Origin of the sequence: Ligilactobacillus saerimneri (assembly GCF_036689625.1) — a bacterium.
Taxonomy (GTDB): Bacteria; Bacillota; Bacilli; order Lactobacillales; family Lactobacillaceae; genus Ligilactobacillus; species Ligilactobacillus saerimneri.
Genome location: NZ_CP144759.1, coordinates 1,525,395 through 1,549,632, shown reverse-complemented (window position 1 = coordinate 1,549,632; position 24,238 = coordinate 1,525,395). Strand labels below are relative to the sequence as shown.

Below are 24,238 nucleotides of genomic sequence, written 5' to 3'. Positions count from 1 at the left end.
CGTGTGAGATTAGTGAAACACTCAGTCTATAAAAAGCCGGTGATGAATTAAAATTGAGGCTCTTTGTCAAATCGTATTGGTGAAGGTCAATTCCTCATCCATAAAATGGATGGGGAATTTTTTATTTCAAGATACAATCGATTCGTTTGAAAAAATTTATGATATGCTCCCTTTTAGGTGGAGAAACGAATTATGTAAAATTCACTCTCACCTGAAAGGGGGTATTTTTGTGTCTGGTAGAACGAGTCATCACTCTATGGAAGAGCGGCTTAGGATAGTTCTTCAGTGTATAAGTGGTCAGATTAGCCGCTCCACTTTAGCTAAGCAATATCATATCAGTGAGACTACAATTCAGGACTGGATTCGTGCTTATCGATATACTGGGATCGATGGTTTAAAAGAATATCATACTTGGCGCCGGCATTCACCGAAATTGAAACGACAAGTCTGCCAAGATTATTTAACGGGGAAGTATAGTCTCCGCATGTGTTGTGACAAATACAACATTTCAGGTCAGAGTGTATTACGAAGATGGATAAGACAGTATACTAGTGGTAAAACCTTTACGGAAAAATCAGGAGGTTCTACCAAGATGAAAGCCAAGCGCAAAGTTACTTGAGTTGAACGAGAAGAAGTCGTTACTTATGCCCTCCAGCATGGCAAGAATTACCAAGCCACAGCTGAGAAGTTCGATGTCTCATATCAACAAGTCTACAACTGGGTACGAAAGTTTGAGAAAGACGGCACCAATGGCTTAGTTGACCGTCGAGGTCAACGAAAGAAGTAGCCAAAGCCAACAAGAGAGTTACCCGAAATCGAACGCTTAAAGTTAGAAAATAAACGGCTCAAGCAAGAAAAACTGGAGTTAGAAGCGGGGAACTTTATTCTAAAAAAATTGGGTGCCCTGAGGGAGCAATCGAGGCCATAGAGTATGCCTTCGCTATCAAGCAATTAAAGAAGCGCGGCCTGTTTTTTCAGGGCTCACCGTTGCACAACTTTGCGCCATCGCAAAAGCTTCATTGAGTGGTTATTAGCGTTGGAATAAAACGCCAAACACACCTAAACAACAGGCAGATAGAGAACTTCAGAAGCTGATTAAACAAATTTATGATCAACACAACGGTCGGTATGGTTACCGACGAATTACCATGGAGCTAAACCGCAATCATCATCAAAAGATTGGCTACAAACGTGTCTTGCGGCTAATGAGGAAGTTAAGTCTGCAGGCCATCATTCGTCGACCCAGACAAGGTTGCACAATCGTCCGTGGCACCAACTTTGCTCCCAATCGATTAGATCGTAACTTTACGGCCGAGCGGCCGAACGAAAAATGGGTAACAGATGTGACTTACTTGACCTATGGTGATAGTCAAAAGGCCTACCTAAGTGCTATTAAAGACCTCTATGACGGGACCATCGTTGCTTACGAAGTAAGTCAACGTAATGACAACTCGTTAGTGATGAAGAACTTGGCACAAGCTTTAGCCCAGGAACCTGGAGCTCACCCCCTTCTTCATAGTGATCGAGGGACCCAGTATACTTCTAGTCAATACCTCCGCCAAACTACAGCAGCAGGGATTACAATCAGTATGTCTCGGGTTGGCAAGTGCATTGACAATGTCCCAATGGAAAGTTTCTGGAGTCACTATAAAGAAGAAGCTTATTACGACTACAAATTTAAAACTTATGAAGAGTTAGTAAAATCAATCAAAGAATACATTGATTTTTATAATCACAAGCGATATCAAACGAAATTAGGCAGCCTCGCGCCCGCAGAATATCGAGCATTAGCTGCCTAATCGTTTACATAATTCAATTCTCTACTTGACCGGGACCAGACCAAATGATTCATCACCGGCTTTTAATGCTCTTTGTCAAAATAGGGTTAGGTCCCTAAGTAGAACCACAATTCGCCACAGAAAACATGTGGTGGCATTTGTCAATACCAGAAAGTATAAAATTAAATTTTTGAATATTTTTGGTTATGTTACAAATTATCAGAAAAGGTATTAGCGTGAGCAATACTTGCTTAGTTAAATCTAATATATTTTATAAATTATCAAATGTTTTTTGTCATTAAGTCTTACAATTTAAATGTTGTATAAGTAATAATTTATCTTTATTTCGTAAATAAATTTTTGGGGGATAGTATAAATATTATATAAAATAATATGTTAAAATAAAATTAAATTAGTAATTTTAAAAGTTAATTTGAATTGAAGCACATCAGATCACTGATGCTGTGTGAAATAATTTAGGGAGGAATCTATAATGACTGGACGAAACAATCATTTTATGTGGAAAGAAACAAAACGTATCCCACGTTATAGTTTGCGTAAACTTAATGTGGGTGTAGCTTCTGTTCTTCTTGGTGTGACAATTTTTGGTTTTAATGTTTTGATCGACCAAACTAAGGTTTCGGCAAATACAACAGCAATCTCTGCTAAGGATACCAGCACGGCGTCGATAAATTTGGATGATAAGCAGACTTTAGTCAATAAGACAGGTGTAGTGCCAGCGACCAATAATAATAGTGGGTCCACTTCTATCAACAGCGCTGACACAACAGCATCAGATAATGTTGATAAAGAAGCTATTTCAACCAACAATGAAGAGACAGTACCATCAACCAATAACACAAATGTAGGATCATCAAATAGTATGGATAAGTCTGCTCCAATTAATGATGACAAAGCAGTGCAGCCAGCTAACAATGCTAAGGATACTACAGAAACTACGTCAGTAGTAACTCCAACTAGTACTGATCCGACCACAAGTAACAATGAAGAAGCCTCGACTAGCTTACCTTGGTATTCTTTTTCGTTAGTGACCACAAGTAACAATGAAGAACCCTCGACTAGCTTACCGATTTCAAACCAAGACATTAAGCTGGATTCCCAGCCCATGTTAACGGAGATAATTAATAAGCCCACGGATAACTGGGTATACAATAACCTGAAGTGGTATCAGGACACTTCAACAGAAAAAGTAAAGGAAATCTTACAAAACCACACTGCCAACGATGAGAGCGGGAGATACTACTTTGCCGGTGTTGCTAACTATAATGAACATTACCATGCTATCTATTTGTTGGCCCGCTCAAATAATTTGAATGATAATAGTTTATATGTAACAATTTTGCATACTGGATTGGGTAAAAATATACAAGAAGAAGTGGTAGCACCTGGTGAATCAAAGAAGGTTGAGTATAGTGGAACTACTCATACTCCAATTTTTACTAATTATGATGGGACTAGTGCTTCAATTGATCTTGATGGGATCGAAAAAGGCGATAATATATATGGCATGGTGGTTGGTTTTGCATATGGTCACAATACCGGAATTAAGGGAGACCCAGCTTCAATGGGAAATGGCTTTGTGATGACTCCAATACCAACGAAAATGACAACTACGATTCATTATATTGATCAAGCAACGGGAGACGAAATTGCAGTGCCAAAATCTTTTGAAGGTGTTGCTTATCAGAAATACACAATTACCGGAGAGGCACCAACTATTGATGGATATACATTGAAAAAATCGCCAGAGACCACAGGATATATCTCCCCATATAAAGTGGGTGAATCGTATGATTTTAGACTTGATAAACATGTAGTTATAAAGCAAACAGTAATTGACGCTCAAGGGTTGGTTCGAGTTACTGCGTATTATGATGGTGAAGTGCTTAATAATACGACACGTTACTTGGGGAACAAGTTAAATGTTAACGATCGCATGTCGTTTATTTCGCATGGAAAATGGTACACATATATAAATCAGATTACATCAACTAATGATGGTATTGTTTACTATTATGCAAAGGATGGTAGTGAAGATAAGTCTGAAGTTAGAGTTCATTATATCGATGTAACTGGGAGTAAAAATTCTCTTTTTGTGCCGGGAGATGGGGAAGAAGTAGCAACAGATAAGATTAGTGGTAAATTGGGAGAAAATTATAATTATAATGTCAATTTACCAACGGACTATAATTTGGCGACCAATCAAGCAAATACTGTAAATGGAACATATACTATTGATCATCACGATGAATATGTGTATGTAGTCAAAAAGACTTCAGCAGAGCTGGATCCAACGGTTCCAAACAAGACCAAGGTTGATGATCCAAAGAAGCTGACTGCTGGCGAAAAGAAAGAAGTCGAAGACAACATTCGTGATAACAACCCTGGCTTACCAGAAGGAACCAAGATTGATGTGGGTGACAATGGCGATACCACTATTACCTACCCAGACAAGTCAGTCGACACTATCAAAGGTAATCAGCTGGTTGAAGAAAAGAAGAGTGCTGAAAAGCTGGATCCAACGGTTCCAAACAAGACCAAGGTTGATGATCCAAAGAAGCTGACTGCTGGCGAAAAGAAAGAAGTCGAAGACAACATTCGTGATAACAACCCTGGCTTACCAGAAGGAACCAAGATTGATGTGGGTGACAATGGCGATACCACTATTACCTACCCAGACAAGTCAGTCGACACTATCAAAGGTAATCAGCTGGTTGAAGAAAAGAAGAGTGCTGAAAAGCTGGATCCAACGGTTCCAAACAAGACCAAGGTTGATGATCCAAAGAAGCTGACTGCTGGCGAAAAGAAAGAAGTCGAAGACAACATTCGTGATAACAACCCTGGCTTACCAGAAGGAACCAAGATTGATGTGGGTGACAATGGCGATACCACTATTACCTACCCAGACAAGTCAGTCGACACTATCAAAGGTAATCAGCTGGTTGAAGAAAAGAAGAGTGCTGAAAAGCTGGATCCAACGGTTCCAAACAAGACCAAGGTTGATGATCCAAAGAAGCTGACTGCTGGCGAAAAGAAAGAAGTCGAAGACAACATTCGTGATAACAACCCTGGCTTACCAGAAGGAACCAAGATTGATGTGGGTGACAATGGCGATACCACTATTACCTACCCAGACAAGTCAGTCGACACTATCAAAGGTAATCAGCTGGTTGAAGAAAAGAAGAGTGCTGAAAAGCTGGATCCAACGGTTCCAAACAAGACCAAGGTTGATGATCCAAAGAAGCTGACTGCTGGCGAAAAGAAAGAAGTCGAAGACAACATTCGTGATAACAACCCTGGCTTACCAGAAGGAACCAAGATTGATGTGGGTGACAATGGCGATACCACTATTACCTACCCAGACAAGTCAGTCGACACTATCAAAGGTAATCAGCTGGTTGAAGAAAAGAAGAGTGCTGAAAAGCTGGATCCAACGGTTCCAAACAAGACCAAGGTTGATGATCCAAAGAAGCTGACTGCTGGCGAAAAGAAAGAAGTCGAAGACAACATTCGTGATAACAACCCTGGCTTACCAGAAGGAACCAAGATTGATGTGGGTGACAATGGCGATACCACTATTACCTACCCAGACAAGTCAGTCGACACTATCAAAGGTAATCAGCTGGTTGAAGAAAAGAAGAGTGCTGAAAAGCTGGATCCAACGGTTCCAAACAAGACCAAGGTTGATGATCCAAAGAAGCTGACTGCTGGCGAAAAGAAAGAAGTCGAAGACAACATTCGTGATAACAACCCTGGCTTACCAGAAGGAACCAAGATTGATGTGGGTGACAATGGCGATACCACTATTACCTACCCAGACAAGTCAGTCGACACTATCAAAGGTAATCAGCTGGTTGAAGAAAAGAAGAGTGCTGAAAAGCTGGATCCAACGGTTCCAAACAAGACCAAGGTTGATGATCCAAAGAAGCTGACTGCTGGCGAAAAGAAAGAAGTCGAAGACAACATTCGTGATAACAACCCTGGCTTACCAGAAGGAACCAAGATTGATGTGGGTGACAATGGCGATACCACTATTACCTACCCAGACAAGTCAGTCGACACTATCAAAGGTAATCAGCTGGTTGAAGAAAAGAAGAGTGCTGAAAAGCTGGATCCAACGGTTCCAAACAAGACCAAGGTTGATGATCCAAAGAAGCTGACTGCTGGCGAAAAGAAAGAAGTCGAAGACAACATTCGTGATAACAACCCTGGCTTACCAGAAGGAACCAAGATTGATGTGGGTGACAATGGCGATACCACTATTACCTACCCAGACAAGTCAGTCGACACTATCAAAGGTAATCAGCTGGTTGAAGAAAAGAAGAGTGCTGAAAAGCTGGATCCAACGGTTCCAAACAAGACCAAGGTTGATGATCCAAAGAAGCTGACTGATGACGAAAAGAAAGAAGTGGCAGGCAAGGTCACAGAAGCCAATAAAGATAAGTTCCCAGAGAAGACGGAAGTCACAGTCGCCGATGATGGGACAGTCACAATCAACTATCCAGATGGCTCCCAGGATACGATTCCTGGTGACCAGGTAGTCGAAGCTAAGAAAGATGCCGATAAGACTAATCCAACAGTTCCAGGGACTAAGGTTGAAGTCAAGGATCCAAATAACCTGACTGATGAAGAGAAGCAACAGGTTAAGGAAAGTATCGAAAATGCCAATAAGGGCCAGTTCCCAGAAGGGACTCAGGTAACTATTGGTAATGATGGTACGGCTACGATCACTTATCCTGATGGCTCCCAGGACGTTATTCTAGGAAGCCAGTTGGTAACCAAGCAAGGAAGTGACGTTGCTAACGCTGGTGATGCCAAGAATAACGGTCAAGGAACGACAGCATCGATTCAAGGAGCAACCGCTGATACGACAGCGAAGAAGTTGCCACAAACAGGTGAGCAAGATGCTTCAGCTACTGCGGCAACAGGTTTGGGCTTGATCATGCTGAGCTTACTTGGTTTGTTTGGCCTCGGCAGCAAGAAGAGAAAAGAAGATTAGTAGTTAGTCAGAATAACTCACTAGTCTGAAGAGGCACAAAAAGGGGCTGTGACATAAGTCCTTTGAATAAAAGAACCGTTCAGAATTTCGGTTATAATGCCTTCTGAGTATACAGATGAAATAGAAAATTCATCTAGCATACTCGGAAGGCATTTTTCTGGCTCTTTGTCAAACCGTATTGGTGAAGGGCAATTCCTCATCCAGAAAATGGATGAGGAATTTTTTATTTCAAGATGGCAGATTGTAGAATTTAAGTTGAACGCAAGAGTCGTTTAACGGTTGTTAGACGTCTTGAAAGTTGGGATAGTTCCTCAATGACCCGAACTATCTTATCTTTAGCCAACCAGCTTCAAGATAGGCTAAAGACACTAACGGTTGACCATGGTAAAGAATTTGCTGGTTATCAAACAATCGAAGATCAAACCAAGGTGAAAGTCTATTTTGCTCATGCATATTCTCTGCATGAAAGAGGCAGTAATGAAAATTGCAATCGTGTTCTCCGCCGCTTCATTCCCAAAGGAAGATCAATAGAAACTATTAGTGACGAAGAACTAATTCAGATCAACTGGCCTTTAAATGCACGACCACTTAAATGTCTTAATTGGCGTACGCCGATTGAAGTCTTTTTGGAATGTTTACAACAATAATCGTTCAAGTTATTTATTGTAATCTGCTATTAACAAATATAATAAATAATTTCTCTTTACTTAATTGTTGAAGAATATTACTCCCCCACTTATTTAAGGATATATCCAAGAACTACAACCAGAATTCCCCAAATAAAAGTTAATTTTGCTAAAATTTTTTCAGAATCACATAGTATCCAGAAGTATAATTGAACTGTTAACCATAACATTTGTGAAAGTTAACCAAGATAAGATGCAGCATTTAAGATTATGTATATACTTCTAGTTTCCAAGATTAGTATGCTTAAAAAAGAAATGATCCCAGTTATCATCCACCAAAAATACAAAGTTTGATTAGTAGCTGTAATAGCTAAAATAAACAATATGAATAAACCAATTAGCATGAGAATTGTTGCGCGAATTAAATTATCTATGTTAGTAGTGAGAATGATTCGTAAAAACAATTTAAGTGTTTTCGGCAAGTGGATTTTACTTACAGGAGATATAATTATTAATATTGCTGTTATAAATGATCCTAAACTTATTGATAGAAGTAATAAATTAATATTAATGCTTTCTTTTATCCGATTCATTAGGCTTCCTCTATTATAGTAAATGGTTTGTAGGATATTGAATCACAGCTAAGGGAAGTATGAAACAAAAAACGTTTAATTTTTATGGTAGATTGCAATAAATAACTTGAACAAATTTAATGACGCAGATTAAGCAAAAAGATCTCAATTGGAGTTCGCCAGTTCAAACATTTGAGTGGCCGTGAATTCAGATACCAGTTAATCTGAATCAATTCATCATCACTAATCTCTTCAATTGGCTGACCCTTAGGAATAAATCGCCGTAACACTCGATTACGATTCTCATTACTACCACGTTCATGCGGAGAATAAGCATGGGCAAAGTACAACGGCACGCCGGTATTTTTCTCAATTGATTGGTAGTTGGCGAACTCTTTCCCGTGATCAACCGTCAGTGTCTTGAGATTAGTTCCTAATTGATTAGCTAACTCAAGGATAGCCTTAGTCATTGAAGTGCTATCTCGTCCACCAAGCCGTTTAACGATAGTAAGGCGACTCTTGCGTTCGACAAACGTGGCTACTGCTTGACCTTTGCGCTTGCCAGATAAAACTGTATCAGCTTCAAAATGGCCTGCAATATTACGATCAGAAGCTTCAGCTGGACGATCTTCAATCGAACGACCATGACTGAAAGTCCCACGGGTTTCTTTAGCACGCTTACGACGAATACCATGGTCAGGTAAATCAGTCATCCGAATATCTAGAAGTCCTTGATCGACCCAGTTATAGATAGTCTTGTAGGCGATCCTAACCACATGGGCTACTTGTTCAATTGACCATTTCTGAATCTTGATCTTGTCTTCGATTAGTCGCTTGAGGTTAGCCGTTAATGAGCATTTACGACCACGATAACTAAGTTTAGTTTCGTGGTCGGCTTGCGCACTAGTCGCATGGTATTCACCCTTTAACCGGTGAATTTCATTAAAGATAGTAGTCTTACTAAAGCCCAGGTAATCAGCGATATATCGAAGAGATCGCTTTTCATGACGAAGCGTTTCGATGACAATGCGGTCTGAAAATGATAAGATAGTGGTGCCCATAAAGGTCCTTCTTTCTAATGGAATGTTGTAACGACACCATTAAAGACCTTTATGGGTTTTTCTGTCCACTAAAATGTTCAACTTAAATTTTACAATCTGCCTTATTAAAATATATGTAAAAAATTCTGTTAAATAACTTCGGTACAATAGAAAGCGATTTTATAAATGGAATTTGTACCCAACTGCACCAAAAATGTAAGGGGATACATTGTAAGATGTAAATGTAGGAGGAAGGGCAATGAACTACAAGTACAATTACTTGCTGGCTAATTACACGCGTGAGCCAGTGACGTATACACAGGCAGCTAAGATTACGGGGGCTGACCCCCAGGTTATCCAACGGGATTTGGCTGCATGGATCACGGAGGATTCGGGTCTTTCCTTCAAGATGAAGTCTGTCACTACTGTTGAGTGGCTCAGGTTCTTTGATAATGTCGAACTAAATGAACTGGTCTTTAATGAAGAAGAACGGGTGAAACTTATCTACCTATTTGCCTATTCAAACTTTACTCACCTGTCAGTATTCTATTTTCAGCAATTATTAAATGTTTCTAAAGGAACAGTTCTCCACGACATCAAGGTGTTGCGACAAAGTTTAGCAGATCAAGGAATCGAGTTGGCCTATGACCGTAAGGAGGGATTTTATGTTCGAGGAGTTGAACTCACGATTAGGTTGATCGCCTGGAACTATGTGAGTGCACTCCTGACACAGAAAAATTGTCATGCTTTATTGCATTATTGGCTAGGGGAGAACTATCCGTTCGATTTTGTGGCGCGGATCAAAGATACGTTGGCCCAGAAGATGGCGGAAGATGGTTTAAAGTTGGTTCCAAGTCGCGAAGCAGGGATGGTTATTGCTACGGCGTTGACTTGGAAGAGGTTTAATCATTTTGAACTTGAATATCACGATGAGGCGGTTGACCTGCAAAAAGTAACAGCCTACCAGACAAGTCAAGCAACGCTAACGGCATTGCTTGGACCTAAGATTGAATTCAATGAGATTAATCTTTTTGCGATCTATCTGATCACAATCAGTGAAGGCAAGATTCAGGATGAAGAGTTTAATTTCCTGTTGCAGTGTGTGGTTAATATCATCAATGACTTTGAATCACGGGCGGCAATCAAGTTTACTAATTACCGGGAGCTGATGTTCAATATCTTCAGTCACTTGGTACCGGCTTATTTTCGGATCAAACATGGGATTCAGGTGGATAATGTAGCAGTGGCAAGCATCAAGCATGAATATGCTGCGATCTACCGGTTAACCGATAAGTCATTAGGGCCACTGCGGCACCTGACTGGTAAGGAAATCCCAGAAGCAGAGGTTTCTTTATTCACTATCCTATTTGGGGGGGCGTTGATGAGTGCTAGTGCTAACGCACCGCAGGCAGACCTAACTGCGTATGTGATCTGCCCTAACGGAGTAAGTTCATCGCTGATCTTACAGACGGAACTGGCCCGCCTTTTTCCAACGATTAACTTTAAAAAGGCGACAACTGTGGCGGACTTAGAAACAGTTGCGCCAGATGATTATGACATTTTGTTTTCAACCATCAAGGTAGAAACAACAAAAAAACTATATGTTGTTCGACCGATCATGTCGCAGCTCGAAAAAAACGAGCTCCTCAATCGGGTCCAAAAAGATTGGTTTATTCCAGGGATGTCATTGCCAAACGTTGCCGAAATCGTGCGCGCTTTGGAACCATATATCGAGTTTAAACCTGGAGTTAATAAAGAGAAACTCTATAAAGTGCTAAATAAACGCATGACCCAGTGGCTAAGACGAGAGGAGGATACACGACCGATGTTAGCAGAACTTTTAACCGCAGATACAATTCAAGTGGTTGATAACCACGACTTATCCTGGGAGGACGCAATCACGTTAAGCGCCCAACCATTACTTAAACAAGGAAAGATCGAAGCCCGTTATATCGATAGTATGATTGATAAGGTGAAGAATTTCGGACCATTCATCAATATCGGGGATCATGTGGCGATGCCACATGCCCGGCCCGAAGATGGGGTCAACGAAGTGGGGATGGCATTATTGAAATTAACTAACGATGTCAACCTCTTAGATGATGAAAAACACCCAGTTAATCTCTTTATCTGTTTGGCAGCGGTAGACAATGACGCTCACTTACGGGCATTGGCTAGCCTAACCAAATTACTATCCCAAAAAGACGTGCTCCAAAGATTAACTTCCGCACAGTCAGTTGATGAACTATTAGCAATTATTAATGAAGGAGACGAAGCATAATGAAGTTTACAGCAGTTTGCCAAAGTGGTTTAGGAACAAGTTTTATGGTGCAAATGAATATTGAAAATTCCCTGAATGATTTGGGAGTAAACATGGATGATTTTGCTGTTGACCACACTGATTCAGGAAGTGTGAGTGCTGATATGGCGGATTACTTCTTTGTTGAGAGTACACTGGTACCAGCATTGTTCCGCATTCCAGAAGAAAAAATTGTGCCATTAAAGTCCATTATTGACGCTGAAGAAGTCAAAGAACATGTGATTGAAATTTTGGATAATAATGGGATCGCCCACAACTAATTAGTTGGGGATAGATATTGGGAGGAAAAAATATGAAAGTGATAATGAGTTTATTCCTATCAATCGTAGGAACGCCAGCAATTCTCGTTTCCTTGCTCGCCTTGTGTGGGTTGCTTTTACAAAAGAAAAAGACATCAGATGTTATCTCTGGAACTGTTAAGACCATGATCGGGTTCTTGGTTTTGACTGGTGGTGCCGGCGTTTTATCAGGAGCTTTAACACCATTTGCTAGCATGTTCCAAACAGCCTTGCATACTCAAGGGGTTGTGCCAAGTAACGAAGCCGTAGTAGCGATTGCGCTCCAACACTTCGGAACACCAACAGCCTTGATTATGGCAATTGGGATGGTAGTCAACATCTTGTTGGCTCGGTTTACCCGCTTTAAGTACATCTTCTTAACCGGGCAAGCTATGCTTTATGTTTCTTGCTTGACCGCCGTTATTCTGGTTAGTGCAGGTTTCGGAACAGACTTCACTATGATTCTCTTAGGGGGGATCTTTGAAGGGACACTGTTGACTGTTACTCCGGCTTTGTGTCAACCATTTATGCGGCAAATCACTGGTAACGATAGCGTGGCTATGGGGCACACTGGGAACATCGGTTATGCTTCTGCTGGTTTGATCGGTAAGTGGTTTGGTAACAAAGAAAAGTCTACTGAAGAAGTTAACATTTCCAAGAACTGGAGTTTCTTACGTGACTCTACTATTTCCATCATGTTATTGATGTCAGTTGTTTACATTGGTTTAGCTATTGCTGCTGGTCCAAGCTATGTTGAACATAAGTTATCTAACGGGACTGAAGCCTTTGTTTATGCTATTACTCAGGCTGGGACATTTACTGCTGGTTTCGTAATCGTGTTACAAGGTGTACGTATGATCTTGGCTGAAATCGTACCAGCCTTCCAAGGGATCGCTAAGAAGTGGGTTCCAGGTTCCAAGCCAGCTTTGGACGTGCCAATCATCTTCCCTTATGCACCAAACGCTGTTTTGATTGGATTCTTTACTAGTTTCATCATGGGGACTATCTCCATGTTTGCAATGATCGCAATGCACACAACAGTTATCATTCCTGGTGTGGTTGGTCACTTCTTCTGTGGGGCAGCAGCTGGGGTTTATGGTAACGCAACTGGTGGTCGGCGTGGTGCCGTGTTAGGTTCTGCCTTCAACGGGTTACTGTTAAGTTGGTTGCCACTGTTCATCCTGCCATTGCTGGGTGAATTGAAGTTAGCTGCTTCTACTTTCGCCGATACTGACTACTTGATCCCAGGTTTGGCCTTAGGCTACATCGGTCAAGCTGGTAAGTTAGCTTTGATCTGTGGGATTGCTGCCTTCGTTCTTGCCGTGGTATTGTTGAGTGCTTACTTGAACGCACGCGACAAGAAAGCTGCAACAAAGTAATTTAGGAATAAGGAAGAAAAAGAGAGGGTAAGTTGAATTATGAAATTCTTTTTAGATACAGCAAACGTTGATGATATTAAGCGCTATGCCCAACTAGGACTCGTGGATGGGGTAACAACCAACCCAACGCTAGTTTCTAAGGAAGGACGCGACTTTGAAACTGTTGTTAAAGAAATCACAACGATCGTTTCTGGCCCAGTTTCTGCCGAAGTAACCGGGACTACCTATGAAGAAATGGTCGCCCAAGCACATGACATTGCCAAGTGGGCTGACAACATCGTGGTTAAGATCCCGATGACAGAAGCTGGTTTGCGGGCAGTTAAGACACTGAGTGAAGAAGGAATCAAAACCAATGTGACTTTGATCTTCTCTGTTGCCCAAGGACTCTTGGCTGCTAAGGCTGGGGCAACTTACATCTCCCCATTCTTAGGCCGCTTAGATGATATCGGTGGTTCTGGGATCGAATTAGTAGCTGATTTGCGGGATGTTTTAGACAACTATGGTTTCAAGACAGAAATCATTGCTGCTAGTGTCCGGGGCGCTGACCATGTGAAGCAAGCTGCTTTAGCTGGCTCAGACATTGCGACTATTCCAGCTAAGGTCTTTGGTAAGTTATGGTCACACCCATTGACAGATAAAGGTTTGGCAAGCTTTGCTGCTGACTGGGAAGCTTTCCAAGCACAACAAAAATAATTAGGAACAACGCTAGTGATCTAGGCCATTGTTCCACAATCACTAAATCCTTTAATATATGCTTTTTCAAGAGGCTGGGAGAAAAAGAATGTTTTCTCCCAGTCTCAGTCTTTAGTTGCTAATGTTTTTTAGGTAACGAAAAGATGGCAAATATAAAAGGCGAGTTGGAATAATTCCAGCTCGCCTTTTTGGTGTCATCAGTAGTGTTTAGTTGGTTATTTTAGTTGTTTTGGGCGTATTCGTCAAGTTCCTTCAAGTAAAAATCCTTTTGTTCCCGGCTGATCCAGGAAGCTTCAAAGGAGTTCTTGGCCAAGGTTACAACCTGTTCCTTGGTCAAGTTGTACTTGTCAGCAAAAGCATAGTAGTTATCCCCAATATAACCACCGAAGTAAGCAGGATCATCGGAGTGGATAGAAACTAGGACATCTTTGGACAATAATTCCAAGATTTCGTCACCCTTCATGAATGGTGAAACGAAAGAGTTGGATAATGGGCAAGAAGTAAAGCCAATCTTGTTCTTAGCTGCAAATTCTACCAAGTCAGGATCTTCTACGATGTTTGTCCCGTGGTCAACCCGTTCTACACCGATTACTTCGAGCAGTTCGCGGATGTGTTCGATAGAATCCTTTTGATCGATATCGGCGTGAGCAGTTAAGTGTAAGCCTTCAGCGGATGCCTTGGCAAATTGGTGGAAGAACTTCATTGGTGGGTTGTTATGTTCGTCTGAGTCTAACCCGACACCAATGAACTTGTCCTTGTAGTTGAGGGCCTCTTCCAAGGTTTCACGTGCAGAATCACGGGAGAGGTCACGGAGGAAGCACATAATCAGTTGGGCATCAACGTTTAAAGCGCGGGCGTCAACTGTTGCCCGGTAAAGACCGTTGATTACTGTTTCAAAGGCAATACCCCGGCTTGTGTGAGCCTGAGGATCGAAGAAGATTTCGACGTGGCGCACGTTGTTTTTAGCAGCCCGTTGTAAATAATCCATTGCCAGGTCATAGAAGTCTTGTTCGTGTTGCAAGACGTTCATAGCTGGATAATAAACAGCTAAGAAAGAAGCTAGGTCATCATATTGGTAAGTAGCACGCACATCCTCGATGCTTTCTTGACCAATATCAACATGGTTACGCTTAGCTAATTTGAGCTTTAATTCAGGTTCCAAAGTCCCTTCAATATGAACGTGAAGTTCGGCTTTTGGTAAATTTTGCGTAAATTCCGGTGTAACTTCTGTAGCCATTAGATAGACCTCCGTTTTGTTAATTGTTCGTGTTTAACTATCTGTATCTAAATATTAACACTCTTTGTTTTCCTGTCAAGCCGTAAAAACCGAAAAATAACCTTGAACAACAGGGGCGACAATGGCATAATATTTAGAAATGTACAAAAGAGCGAGGTTTGTTTTTTATGAATAATATCATGGAAAGGTGGTTTCATCTTTCAGAAAATAATACTTCAATTAAACGAGAAACAATCGCTGGTTTAACAACGTTTGTTTCGATGGCATATATCCTCTTTGTGATCCCAACGATTCTGGGAGAAGCAGGGATGGATAAGGGAGCAGCTTTTACCGCTACGGCATTATCGGCGATCCTCGGCTGTGGGTTGATGGCTTTTCTGGCTAACTATCCAGTGGCAGTCGCCCCCGGCTTAGGTGATAATGCGTTTTTCACTTATTCAGTGGTTTTAGCGATGGGAATCCCCTGGCAGAAAGCAATGGCAGGAGTGTTCGTTGCTTCAGTGATTTTTACCCTCCTTTCGTGTATGAAAGTTCGGGAAATAGTGATTGACGCAATTCCGTACGATCTCAAGCTGGCCATGGCTGCAGGGATCGGAATTTTCATTGCTTTTGTTGGTTTGAAGGGTGGGGGCCTGGTAGTGGCTAACAAGTCCTCTTTGATTGGGATCGGCTCATTTACAGTCCCAACCACTTGGTTAACTATTTTTGGAATCTTTGTGGTGGTGATTTTGATGGCCCGTCAGGTTCCAGGCTCTATCTTTTACGGGATTGTTGCCACAACGCTCTTAGGCTTGGCAACGGGACTGATTAAAATGCCAACCCACATTGTGGCCCTTGCTCCAAGCATGAAATCAACGTTTGCAGTTGGGATCAAAGAGCTTCCCGCGATGACTGACCCGCAGATGTGGGCAGTCGTCCTCGTCTTACTATTGGTAGCGTTCTTTGATACTGCTGGGACTTTGATCGGCTTGGTGCAACAAGCGGGTTTGGCCAAAAATGGGAAGATGCCTCGTTTAGGGCGGGCGTTGATGGCTGATTCATTGTCAATGCTTGGGGGCGCGATAATGGGAACGACTCCTTCAGCAACCTATGTCGAATCGTCAGCTGGGATTGCTATGGGGGGCAAGACGGGATTGACTTCACTGGTAACGGCAATTCTCTTTGGGTTGTCAATGTTTTTCTCACCGTTGTTGACAGTTGTGACTAGCCAGGTAACTGCTCCAGTCCTGATTGTTGTTGGATCTTTGATGGCATCATCTTTGCGGGAAATCCAATGGGATCGTTTTGAGATAGCTTTCCCTGCGTTTGTAACAATTATTGGCATGCCGTTGACCTATAACATTTCATATGGGATTGCTTTTGGTTTTTTGATCTATCCGGTGGCAATGACAGCTGCAGGAAGACGCAAGGAAGTCAATGGGGTGATGTGGATTTTGTTAGCGGTCTTCATTATTCTGTTGTATGTTTTGAATGTCTTACCAAGCAATTAGTATATAGTAGTTGTAGAGGCTGGGAAAAAACTCTCAGTCCAAAATGAAAGCCGGACGATGAATCAAATCTTGGTTCATCGTCCGGCTTCTTATGTACACAGGAAATCGTTCCTGATATGATGTAATTACCCCTAAAAACAAACATAAAGGAGCGATTTTCATGTATCAAAATTATATCACGGGACAAACAGAATTCGTACTAAATTATGACTACAATGTGCCAAAAAATCATCTGGTTCGGTTAATTGATACTTTTGTCGATTCCATTCCACAAGAGGTTTTGTTAGAAGAGAACGTGGCCGTCACCGGCCGCCCACTTTCTCACCCTGCACTGATGTTAAAAATTCTGTTGTTTGCGTACTCTCGTCAAACTTATTCTGGCCGGAAAATAGAAACCTTGTTAGAAGAAAACTTACCAATGCGATGGTTAGCCCGTGATCATTCATACAGTTACCATACCATCAATAACTTTCGACGGAGTGAGCACGCCAGGAACTTAATAAAACGTACCTTTGTTTACTTTACTATGGCTCTTACGGACCATGGGCTAATTCAAAATGATGCAGTCTTTATTGATGGCACTAAGGTTGAAGCGGATGCTAATAAGTACTCGTTTACTTGGCGTCGGGCAATAGAAAAGTATCACGCTAAGTTGAGAGAAAAGACGGCTAGTATTTATGATGAGTTAGTAGAAAAGCAAGTCATCAAAGAGATGAAACCAGAAATGATTGAATCTATCGACGGTATGGAATTAATGGCTGAAGAAGTGGAAAAAGAAATCACTAATCTAGACGAAGCCATTAAACAGGAGCCGAAAATAATTAAAGGTGGTTCAGTTAGAAAACGTCGGCGACGTTTTCTAAAGAAGCTTCGTCGTCAACTGAGAGAAGACTTAATTCCACGGGCTAAAAAATATGAACGTGTCGAAGATATTTTTCAAGGACGAAATAGCTTTTCGAAAACAGACCACGACGCAACTTTTATGTGCATGAAAGAAGATCCGATGATGAACCGAGAACTCAAACCCGGATATAATCTTCAGATTGCCACGCATAATCAGTTTGTCCTTGATTATGCTTTATTTTCCAATCCTACTGATACTAGGACTTTAGTGCCATTTCTTAAGCAATTCCATGGCTTGGATTTCTTTACACACGTGGTAGCTGATGCTGGTTACGGTAGTGAATATAATTACACAACACTGCTTGACCAATTCGATAAGCAACCACTCATTCCATACACCACCTATCAAAAAGAGCAGAAGCGTAAGTTCAAAAATGATCCAACAAAACCTCAGAATTGGCAGTACAATGCCGAAGATGACTACTATATTGATCATTTAGGCGTTCGCTTCAGTTTTTATCGCTACAGTAAACGAACTGATAAGTATGGATTTAAGCGCGATCTTAAACTCTATCGTGCCGACACACATCAATCATCAGAAGAGTTAGATCAGTTAGCTAAAACGCCAGGTAAGCGTCAGCGCTACATCCAGGTTAATCCAACTTGGAATTATTACAAAGCAAAAGTCAAAGAGACCCTCTCAAGCGATGAAGGTAAGATGATCTATCGTCGACGCAAGTTCGACGTTGAACCAGTCTTTGGTCGCATGAAGAGGGATTTTGGCGTACGCCGAACTCATTTGCGCGGCCAACGGGCTGTGGAAAATGATGTCGGATTAACCTTAATGGCATTGAACTTAACGAAATTGGGTAAAATGATCAACCAATTAAGACCCTTTTTAGTAAATAACCAAAAATGCGAACTACAATTTTTGATTAAATCAAAAATCATAGTTCGCATTTTCTTAGTTAGAAGCTAGAAAATAATAGTTAATTCCCAGCCTCTTTTTGGTAAGGGGGAGTAATATGCAAGTAACTTTACGACCATTAACGAAACAAGATGCGCTGGTTTTTTGGGAATTAGCATTTGCTGACTCCAATGCAGAGTGGCGCCAGTGGGATGGACCGTATTTTAATGACCATTATCCCAGTCGTGAAGAATGGCTAGCGGGCGCTGCCCAGCGTTACCTCAACAACCCTTTACGCCAAGTAATCTGGGTTGATGGTCAGATGGTAGGATCAGTATCGGCCCGGTATGAAGATGGGGACCTCAAACACTGGTTGGATGTTGGCATTACGGTTTATACCAGTACCCAATGGGGACAAGGGATTGGCCGGATAGCCCTGAGCTTGTGGGTGGATAAATTATTCGCTCAAATTGACCTGCCCCATATTGGGTTAACAACTTGGTCGGGAAATATTCGGATGATGCGGCTAGCAGAAAGGTTAGGAATGCAGCAAGAAGCCCGGATCCGCCAAGTTAGGTACTGGCAAGGACGGTACTATGATTCAGTAAAGTATGGAATTTTGCGTTCGGAATGGAAAACTAATGGTAGAATATGAGTAACTCTTATAGAGAGAATAAGATACCGAAGGATGATAAGGTTAATGAAAACAAGAAGATTAACATTGAATGCCATGATGCTAGCGCTCTTGGTTGTTTGTTCACAGCTCACAATTCCACTCCCCTTAGTCCCGTTGACATTGCAAACTTTTGCAGTGGGGATTATTGCAACCTTACTGCCACTGACAGCAGGAGTTGAGGTGTTGGCCGCCTATATTTTATTAGGAATGGTTGGTCTCCCTGTTTTTGCTGGTATGGCAGGCGGGGTAGCTGTTTTAGCTGGGCCTTTGGGTGGTTACATCTTTGGTTTTGTAATTTATATCCTGGTAACGGCAGGAATTATTAAACTGCGGGGGACAGGCTGGTGGACATTGACTTGGGCCAACATGGTGGGGGCTTTGATCCAACTGGTACTAGGATCCATATGGATGGTGCCATTTAACCACTTGACCCTTACTGGGGCATTGTTGGCGGGTTGTGTACCGTTCATCATTCCGGGCCTGATCAAGATCGCCTTGGTTGTAATGGTAGCCAGTCGGGTACAAGCATGGATGCCTAACTTACGCCAACTGTAAGAAGCCAAATTAGTTACTTTTTATTAGCTAACATGGTAAAGTGAGATTAGAAAAGTATAATTGATAAGGAGTGAGTACTAATGGCAGAAAAGATTTTTACTAAAGAAGAATTAGCTCAATACAATGGGGAAAACGGACAGCCAGCTTATGTAGCCATTGACGGTGTGGTGTATGATGTTTCTAACGTTGGTCCATGGGCTGGCGGCAAACACCATGGTAATGTGGCAGGGAACGAACTCTCGGCTGCGATTGAACATTCACCGCATGGTAAAGGTGTCTTGAAGAAGTTACCAGTAGTTGGTAAGTTGGCTTAAGAAATATTGCTGATAAAAAAGGAGTACGCGTGATGAGGCGTACTCCTTTTTGTTTTCTTTGAAAAATTTTATGGCAAGGTATTGCCTGCAGCAAAGTAGAGGTCATACCATTCTTGCTTAGTCAAAGTTACATCGCTTCCAGCGGCACTATCCTTGATATGGTCAGGGTTCATCGTCCCCAACAGCACTTGCATATGGGCTGGATGCCGGAGAATCCAAGCAACAGCGATGGCATTCTTAGAAACACCGTACTTTGTAGCTAGTTCAGCCAATTTTTGGTTTAATTCAGGATAATGTTCATCGTCGTTAATATACATCCCATCAAACATTCCGTACTGGAATGGTGACCAAGCCTGCAAAGTCATTCCATATTGCCGTGCATACTCAATAATGCCACCATCACGGTTGATAGAACCTTCGTCACGCATATTGGTATAGATTCCAAAGTCAATTATCCCCGAGTGAGCTACCGAGAATTGCACTTGGTTGATCAATAAGGGCTGTTTAACGGCTGTTTTTAACATCTCAATTTGCCGAGGATTGAAGTTGGAAACCCCAAAGTGGCGGACCTTACCGCTGGTTTCGAGTTCATCAAAAGCAGCCGCAACTTCATCGAGTTCCATTAGGGGATCAGGCCGGTGGAGCAAGAAGGCATCCAAGTAGTCAATCCCCATTCGGGATAAGATTCCATCCACTGTTGCGAGTAAGTGTTGTTTGGAGAAGTCATACCGTTGTCCGAAAACAAGGTCACCCCGACTTCTTTGGGGATTTAAGACGATCCCGCCCTTGGATTGGATGAAAAGCTGGTCACGGTTAATTCCAGCTGACTTGAGGGCTTGACCAAAGACCGTTTCGGATTTGCCATTTCCATAAATGTCAGCCGAGTCAATGAAATTAATACCAGCGTCCATTGCAGCTTGTAATGAACTGGCAGCCTGTTCAGGGGTAAGGGCTGCCATTCGCATGATCCTGAGGGCAACGTTTGAAGCAGACCAGTTGCTTTGTCCAATATTGACGTTTTGAATTAACGTAACACTCCTATCATTAATATATTCATATACATATATCAGTATAGAACGCTAAGAAAGCGTCAACAAATAAAATGCTTACTAAAAGTCAGAGTTCCTGATAAATGTCAGCTAAAGGTTGCCGCTTTTTCGGTGTAATTTCTTGTGCCCGGTAACCAAAACTAGCCATAACTGCTACGCCCCAGTGTTCAGGATCCATCAAGCCATGATCAGCAAAGTATTGGTCCATTTTGGCATGGTCAAAACCTTCGATCGGACAGGAATCAATGTCCAACCGGCCGGCAGCTGTCAGCATGTTACCTAAAGTAATGTAGGTTTGCCGACAAGCCCAATCGAAACGCGCGCGAGGAGTGTCGAGGTTGAGGTCGTGTTCTTGGAACTGCTTGAACCGTTGAGACCGGGGTGAGTTGGGGTCGAAATCATGGTGTTTGATGTCACTGACTAGGTGTTGAACGTAGGGGCTGTTATAGGTAATATCTTTCCGCGCCAGGATGGCAATAATCTTGTCAGCCCCGTCGATACTAGCCTGGGCCCCCCAAGCAAGGTCATAAATATCATGCTTGGTTTTTGTGTCTAAGAGAACAAATTTCCAGGGCTCATACCCATAAGAACTAGGTGAAAGTCGGCCGACTTCAAGGATAGTTGCCCAATCTTGAGGAGCTAATTTTTTAGTGGGGTCGTATTTCTTGGTGGCGTACCGCCGGTGCATATCAGCGATGATTTGATCGCGTAGTAGTTGTTTATCCATTAAAATCACTTACCTTTTGATAGTTTGCTTATTGATAGTATAACGTATCGGGTACAGAAAGTTTAGTGAGGTATTCTGTTGTTTTTTGTTGCATTTGCAACAAAAATAATTATACTTAAAGTGAAAGAGGTGATGATATGCAGGATGTTTTGCGTGAGATCGGGATGATTGCCCGAGCACTAGATTCAATTGCCAATATTGAGTTTAAGGATGTGCAGTTAACCCGGGGACAATACCTTTACCTGGTCCGGATCTATGAAAATCCCGGTATTATCGCTGAACAGCTGGCAGGGATGATCAAAGTTGACCGCACGACAGTCGCGCGCTCCCTCCAACAACTTGAGAAAAAAGGTATTATTGAGCGGCGTAATGATCCCAAAAACAAAAAGATCAAGCGTTTATATGTTACGGATAAAGGAGCTGAAATTTACCCCTTTATCTTACGGGAAAATGAATACTCCAATCGCATCTCATTAGCCGGTTTTAGTGCAGATGAGATTGCCCAGCTCCATGATATGTTAGTGCGGATGCGCCACAATACTGACAAAAGTTGGGATTTCGTAAAAAAAGGAGGACACCGCGAGTATTAATGACAAAGATAACAATTCGACGTGTAGACCAAGCAGATTTGAAAACCCTACAAGCGCTTAGTCGGCGAACATTTGTGGAAACATTTGGGTCAGTTAACACTTCCCAAGATATGGCGACGTATTTACAGCGAGCCTTTGCTCAGGAGCAGCTGTTGCAAGAACTGCTGACGCCGGGGAGTGAGTTTTATTTTGCGTTGATTGAGGACGAAATCGTTGGTTACCTCAAACTCAATCAGGCAGGAGCACAAACAGAAGATGTGGCCCCCAACGCATTAGAAATTCAACGGCTTTATGTTTGTCAAAAGGCCCAGCACATGGGAGTGGGGCGGACACTGATGGATTTTGCCCTTCAGCGAGCACAACAGTGCCATCATAAAGCAGTTTGGTTGGGAGTTTGGAATCAAAATCGGAAAGCCCAGGCCTTTTACCAGCAGTACGGCTTTGTCCAAGTGGGACAGCACGAATTTATTTTAGGAACCGATCATCAAATAGACAATATTGTGCTAAAAGAACTATCTAAATAAGGAGAGTCAATTATGGGAATGAAGAATTTTGTTGTAGAACCATCCTTTTGGGAACTGTTTCCCAAAGGACAAATCAATGTTGCGGTATTTACTAACGTTGATAATCATGATTCAGCTTTAGCACCCGAAGTACGGGAGGGATTACTAACAACTGCTAGTCAGGTAGCGCAGAAGTTCTTGACCGCAGAGCAATTTGCCCAAAATCAAGTAGTTCAAGAATGGCGTCAGGCTTATCAGCAGTTCAAAAAGAAGAAAGGAGCACGGTCTTCGATCGAAGCTTTGCTAAAGCGGGTTGATCAGGGGCGGACCTTTGATCCTATTAGTCCCTTAGTTGATATCTACAACAGCATCTCACTGACGTATGGTGTGCCTTGCGGGATGGAAGATTGCGCTAAGGTAGATGGGACTATGAAGTTAGGTTTGGCTCAAGGTGGAGAGTCATTCTGGCCTTTAGGAGCAGAAAAGGATGATCCGGCGCGCACAGGTGAATTGATTTATAGCGACGATACTGGTGCTATCTGCCGGAGTTTGAACTGGCGGGAAGGGGCACGGACGATGTTGACAGACGAGTCAACCAAAGTGATTGCCTTTATGGAATCAGTAAATGAGGCTCAAGCCCAACGAGCAGATCAGGCTATGACTGAATTGGTTCAAAAGATGGAACATGTCATGGGCGCAACTGTTTTGCAGACTGCCACTATTACGCCCGAACAACAAGCGCCAGTAACGCTCGACTAGGCTAGTGAGAGAAAGAGAACTGCATCAAATATTTTTATGAGGTGAAAATCAATGACAACTGAATTACACGCATCATATCATATTGCAATGCCAACTGCTTTCAATGCTGATGAGAGTTTAAATGCTGTTAATACTATTAAATATATGTGCTATTTGAAGGCACAGGGGGTTGAGTCAGCTATGGTTTCTGGCACAACTGGGGAACAACATAGCATGACAGCTGATGAAAAGATTGCTTTGGTAGATGAGATTGACCGTCATCCGGAACTGGCCGATGATTTTGAAGTGATCTTTGGCGTAGCTAGCATTCGAGAAAGGGAAGCAATGCGGTTAGCCCATCGGGTTGAAGAAAGCCCGGTTGTTAAGGGTGTCCTGTTAGGATTTCCGCCATATATTCAACCAACCCAAGACGAAGCTTACCAGTATGTGATGCACTTAGGGCAAGCGATGCCTAGCAAAGCACTGATTATCTACAATAACCCTGAACAGACCGGGTTTGACATTGCGGTGGATACTTTTACCCGCTTGGTAGCTGCCTTACCAAATATTGTCGGAATTAAAGAAACTGGTGACTGGCATAGAGCGCCAGAACTGTTACAAAAAGCACCGCGAAAGATCGCAATTTATGCCGGGGGCGAACATTTTATTGCCGATAAGGTTAAGGTTGGCTATACCCGAATCTCCTCGATTGGTGGAAATCTATACCCAGTGGAAATGCAGGATTGGTTCAAGCAGTTAGTCAAGGATCCAACGGTGAAGTTTGCTCACCAAGATGGGGTGGATGAGATAGACCATCATCAATTGTATGTTTACTTGAAAGATCAGTTGACACAAAAAACAGGCATTGATATGGGGAGAGGACGGGCACCAATCGGTGATTAA

At 42.2% G+C, this 24,238-nt stretch carries 19 protein-coding genes and 3 pseudogenes; 18 read left to right on the top strand and 4 right to left on the bottom strand.

The features are described from left to right. Nucleotides 1–229: 229 nt before the first annotated feature. The 5 genes and pseudogenes from V3C97_RS07480 to V3C97_RS07465 form a co-directional block, all read left to right on the top strand. Entirely contained in the window at nucleotides 230–619 is a 390-nt protein-coding gene (locus V3C97_RS07480; RefSeq protein ID WP_338434164.1) for a helix-turn-helix domain-containing protein, read from the top strand. A 15-nt stretch (nucleotides 620–634) separates the two neighbouring features. Continuing rightward, nucleotides 635–787: pseudogene (locus V3C97_RS07845) on the top strand (helix-turn-helix domain-containing protein); the annotation flags it as partial. A 262-nt stretch (nucleotides 788–1,049) separates the two neighbouring features. Further along, nucleotides 1,050–1,799: pseudogene (locus V3C97_RS07475) on the top strand (IS3 family transposase); the annotation flags it as partial. Between the two features lie 472 nt (nucleotides 1,800–2,271). Next, nucleotides 2,272–6,798, top strand: coding sequence for a YSIRK-type signal peptide-containing protein (locus V3C97_RS07470; protein WP_338434163.1), 4,527 nt, complete (start codon nucleotides 2,272–2,274; stop codon nucleotides 6,796–6,798). A gap of 254 nt (nucleotides 6,799–7,052) precedes the next feature. Continuing rightward, a pseudogene (locus V3C97_RS07465) lies at nucleotides 7,053–7,445 on the top strand (IS30 family transposase); the annotation flags it as partial. A 688-nt stretch (nucleotides 7,446–8,133) separates the two neighbouring features. Here the strand turns inward: V3C97_RS07465 and V3C97_RS07460 are convergent. Further along, nucleotides 8,134–9,057 (bottom strand): IS30 family transposase, encoded by a 924-nt coding sequence (locus V3C97_RS07460; RefSeq protein WP_003709292.1) that lies wholly within the window; start codon nucleotides 9,055–9,057, stop codon nucleotides 8,134–8,136. A gap of 238 nt (nucleotides 9,058–9,295) precedes the next feature. Here V3C97_RS07460 and V3C97_RS07455 point away from each other — a divergent pair, with 238 nt between their 5' ends. From V3C97_RS07455 to fsa, 4 genes are read left to right on the top strand one after another with little or no spacing between them, the layout of a single operon-like run. Next, nucleotides 9,296–11,317, top strand: a complete 2,022-nt coding sequence (locus V3C97_RS07455) for a BglG family transcription antiterminator (RefSeq protein WP_338434162.1) — start codon at nucleotides 9,296–9,298, stop codon at nucleotides 11,315–11,317. Continuing rightward, the gene (locus V3C97_RS07450) at nucleotides 11,317–11,616 is read left to right on the top strand and encodes a PTS sugar transporter subunit IIB (RefSeq protein WP_338434161.1); all 300 of its coding nucleotides are present in this window, start codon (nucleotides 11,317–11,319) and stop codon (nucleotides 11,614–11,616) included. The genes V3C97_RS07455 and V3C97_RS07450 overlap by 1 nt, the downstream gene beginning before the upstream one ends. A gap of 32 nt (nucleotides 11,617–11,648) precedes the next feature. Continuing rightward, nucleotides 11,649–13,013, top strand: coding sequence for a PTS ascorbate transporter subunit IIC (locus V3C97_RS07445; protein WP_009551484.1), 1,365 nt, complete (start codon nucleotides 11,649–11,651; stop codon nucleotides 13,011–13,013). 39 nt (nucleotides 13,014–13,052) lie between these two features. Then, nucleotides 13,053–13,706: a fructose-6-phosphate aldolase gene (gene fsa / locus V3C97_RS07440; protein ID WP_009551482.1), complete on the top strand. Its 654-nt coding sequence runs from the start codon at nucleotides 13,053–13,055 to the stop codon at nucleotides 13,704–13,706. A gap of 220 nt (nucleotides 13,707–13,926) precedes the next feature. Here the strand turns inward: fsa and add are convergent, their stop codons facing one another. Continuing rightward, nucleotides 13,927–14,943 carry an adenosine deaminase gene (gene add / locus V3C97_RS07435; protein ID WP_338434160.1) on the bottom strand — a complete coding sequence of 339 codons (1,017 nt, stop codon included), beginning with the start codon at nucleotides 14,941–14,943 and terminating at the stop codon, nucleotides 13,927–13,929. 167 nt (nucleotides 14,944–15,110) lie between these two features. Here add and V3C97_RS07430 point away from each other — a divergent pair, with 167 nt between their 5' ends. From V3C97_RS07430 to V3C97_RS07410, 5 genes are all read left to right on the top strand, one after another. Next, entirely contained in the window at nucleotides 15,111–16,433 is a 1,323-nt protein-coding gene (locus tag V3C97_RS07430) for an NCS2 family permease (RefSeq protein ID WP_283147117.1), read from the top strand. Nucleotides 16,434–16,593: 160 nt separating this feature from the next. Next, nucleotides 16,594–18,255: an IS1182 family transposase gene (locus tag V3C97_RS07425; RefSeq protein ID WP_056968813.1), complete on the top strand. Its 1,662-nt coding sequence runs from the start codon at nucleotides 16,594–16,596 to the stop codon at nucleotides 18,253–18,255. A gap of 46 nt (nucleotides 18,256–18,301) precedes the next feature. Then, a complete protein-coding gene (locus V3C97_RS07420) occupies nucleotides 18,302–18,838 on the top strand; it encodes a GNAT family protein (protein WP_338434159.1) in 537 nt (178 codons plus the stop codon). A gap of 45 nt (nucleotides 18,839–18,883) precedes the next feature. Then, nucleotides 18,884–19,414, top strand: a complete 531-nt coding sequence (locus V3C97_RS07415) for a biotin transporter BioY (protein ID WP_283590391.1) — start codon at nucleotides 18,884–18,886, stop codon at nucleotides 19,412–19,414. A gap of 80 nt (nucleotides 19,415–19,494) precedes the next feature. Next, on the top strand, nucleotides 19,495–19,728 hold the full coding sequence (locus V3C97_RS07410; protein WP_009551472.1) for a cytochrome b5 domain-containing protein: 234 nt from the start codon (nucleotides 19,495–19,497) through the stop codon (nucleotides 19,726–19,728). A gap of 68 nt (nucleotides 19,729–19,796) precedes the next feature. Here the strand turns inward: V3C97_RS07410 and V3C97_RS07405 are convergent, their stop codons facing one another. Next, complete coding sequence (locus tag V3C97_RS07405) at nucleotides 19,797–20,753, bottom strand: aldo/keto reductase (RefSeq protein ID WP_338434561.1); 957 nt, start codon at nucleotides 20,751–20,753, stop codon at nucleotides 19,797–19,799. Between the two features lie 91 nt (nucleotides 20,754–20,844). Then, nucleotides 20,845–21,504 carry an NAD(P)H-dependent oxidoreductase gene (locus V3C97_RS07400; RefSeq protein ID WP_338434158.1) on the bottom strand — a complete coding sequence of 220 codons (660 nt, stop codon included), beginning with the start codon at nucleotides 21,502–21,504 and terminating at the stop codon, nucleotides 20,845–20,847. Nucleotides 21,505–21,641: 137 nt separating this feature from the next. Between V3C97_RS07400 and V3C97_RS07395 the strand changes: the two genes are divergently transcribed. From V3C97_RS07395 to V3C97_RS07380, 4 genes are read left to right on the top strand one after another with little or no spacing between them, the layout of a single operon-like run. Beyond that, nucleotides 21,642–22,094 carry a MarR family winged helix-turn-helix transcriptional regulator gene (locus V3C97_RS07395; RefSeq protein ID WP_278837910.1) on the top strand — a complete coding sequence of 151 codons (453 nt, stop codon included), beginning with the start codon at nucleotides 21,642–21,644 and terminating at the stop codon, nucleotides 22,092–22,094. Then, nucleotides 22,094–22,618: a GNAT family N-acetyltransferase gene (locus V3C97_RS07390; RefSeq protein ID WP_338434157.1), complete on the top strand. Its 525-nt coding sequence runs from the start codon at nucleotides 22,094–22,096 to the stop codon at nucleotides 22,616–22,618. Before V3C97_RS07395 ends, V3C97_RS07390 begins: the two co-directional genes overlap by 1 nt. 18 nt (nucleotides 22,619–22,636) lie before the next feature. Next, nucleotides 22,637–23,356, top strand: a complete 720-nt coding sequence (locus tag V3C97_RS07385) for a B3/4 domain-containing protein (RefSeq protein ID WP_422392866.1) — start codon at nucleotides 22,637–22,639, stop codon at nucleotides 23,354–23,356. A gap of 51 nt (nucleotides 23,357–23,407) precedes the next feature. Then, entirely contained in the window at nucleotides 23,408–24,238 is an 831-nt protein-coding gene (locus V3C97_RS07380; RefSeq protein WP_338434155.1) for a dihydrodipicolinate synthase family protein, read from the top strand.

Excerpts from the sequence above, each read along its gene's own strand:
- V3C97_RS07395 (WP_278837910.1), top strand. The coding sequence starts at position 21,642 with ATGCAGGATGTTTTGCGTGAGATCGGGATGATTGCCCGAGCACTAGAT.
- V3C97_RS07400 (WP_338434158.1), bottom strand. The coding sequence starts at position 21,504 with ATGGATAAACAACTACTACGCGATCAAATCATCGCTGATATGCACCGG.
- V3C97_RS07430 (WP_283147117.1), top strand. The coding sequence starts at position 15,111 with ATGAATAATATCATGGAAAGGTGGTTTCATCTTTCAGAAAATAATACT.
- V3C97_RS07385 (WP_422392866.1), top strand. The coding sequence starts at position 22,637 with ATGAAGAATTTTGTTGTAGAACCATCCTTTTGGGAACTGTTTCCCAAA.
- V3C97_RS07380 (WP_338434155.1), top strand. The coding sequence starts at position 23,408 with ATGACAACTGAATTACACGCATCATATCATATTGCAATGCCAACTGCT.
- V3C97_RS07415 (WP_283590391.1), top strand. The coding sequence starts at position 18,884 with ATGAAAACAAGAAGATTAACATTGAATGCCATGATGCTAGCGCTCTTG.
- V3C97_RS07445 (WP_009551484.1), top strand. The coding sequence starts at position 11,649 with ATGAAAGTGATAATGAGTTTATTCCTATCAATCGTAGGAACGCCAGCA.
- V3C97_RS07390 (WP_338434157.1), top strand. The coding sequence starts at position 22,094 with ATGACAAAGATAACAATTCGACGTGTAGACCAAGCAGATTTGAAAACC.
- fsa (WP_009551482.1), top strand. The coding sequence starts at position 13,053 with ATGAAATTCTTTTTAGATACAGCAAACGTTGATGATATTAAGCGCTAT.
- V3C97_RS07420 (WP_338434159.1), top strand. The coding sequence starts at position 18,302 with ATGCAAGTAACTTTACGACCATTAACGAAACAAGATGCGCTGGTTTTT.
- add (WP_338434160.1), bottom strand. The coding sequence starts at position 14,943 with ATGGCTACAGAAGTTACACCGGAATTTACGCAAAATTTACCAAAAGCC.
- V3C97_RS07460 (WP_003709292.1), bottom strand. The coding sequence starts at position 9,057 with ATGGGCACCACTATCTTATCATTTTCAGACCGCATTGTCATCGAAACG.
- V3C97_RS07425 (WP_056968813.1), top strand. The coding sequence starts at position 16,594 with ATGTATCAAAATTATATCACGGGACAAACAGAATTCGTACTAAATTAT.
- V3C97_RS07470 (WP_338434163.1), top strand. The coding sequence starts at position 2,272 with ATGACTGGACGAAACAATCATTTTATGTGGAAAGAAACAAAACGTATC.
- V3C97_RS07410 (WP_009551472.1), top strand. The coding sequence starts at position 19,495 with ATGGCAGAAAAGATTTTTACTAAAGAAGAATTAGCTCAATACAATGGG.
- V3C97_RS07455 (WP_338434162.1), top strand. The coding sequence starts at position 9,296 with ATGAACTACAAGTACAATTACTTGCTGGCTAATTACACGCGTGAGCCA.
- V3C97_RS07450 (WP_338434161.1), top strand. The coding sequence starts at position 11,317 with ATGAAGTTTACAGCAGTTTGCCAAAGTGGTTTAGGAACAAGTTTTATG.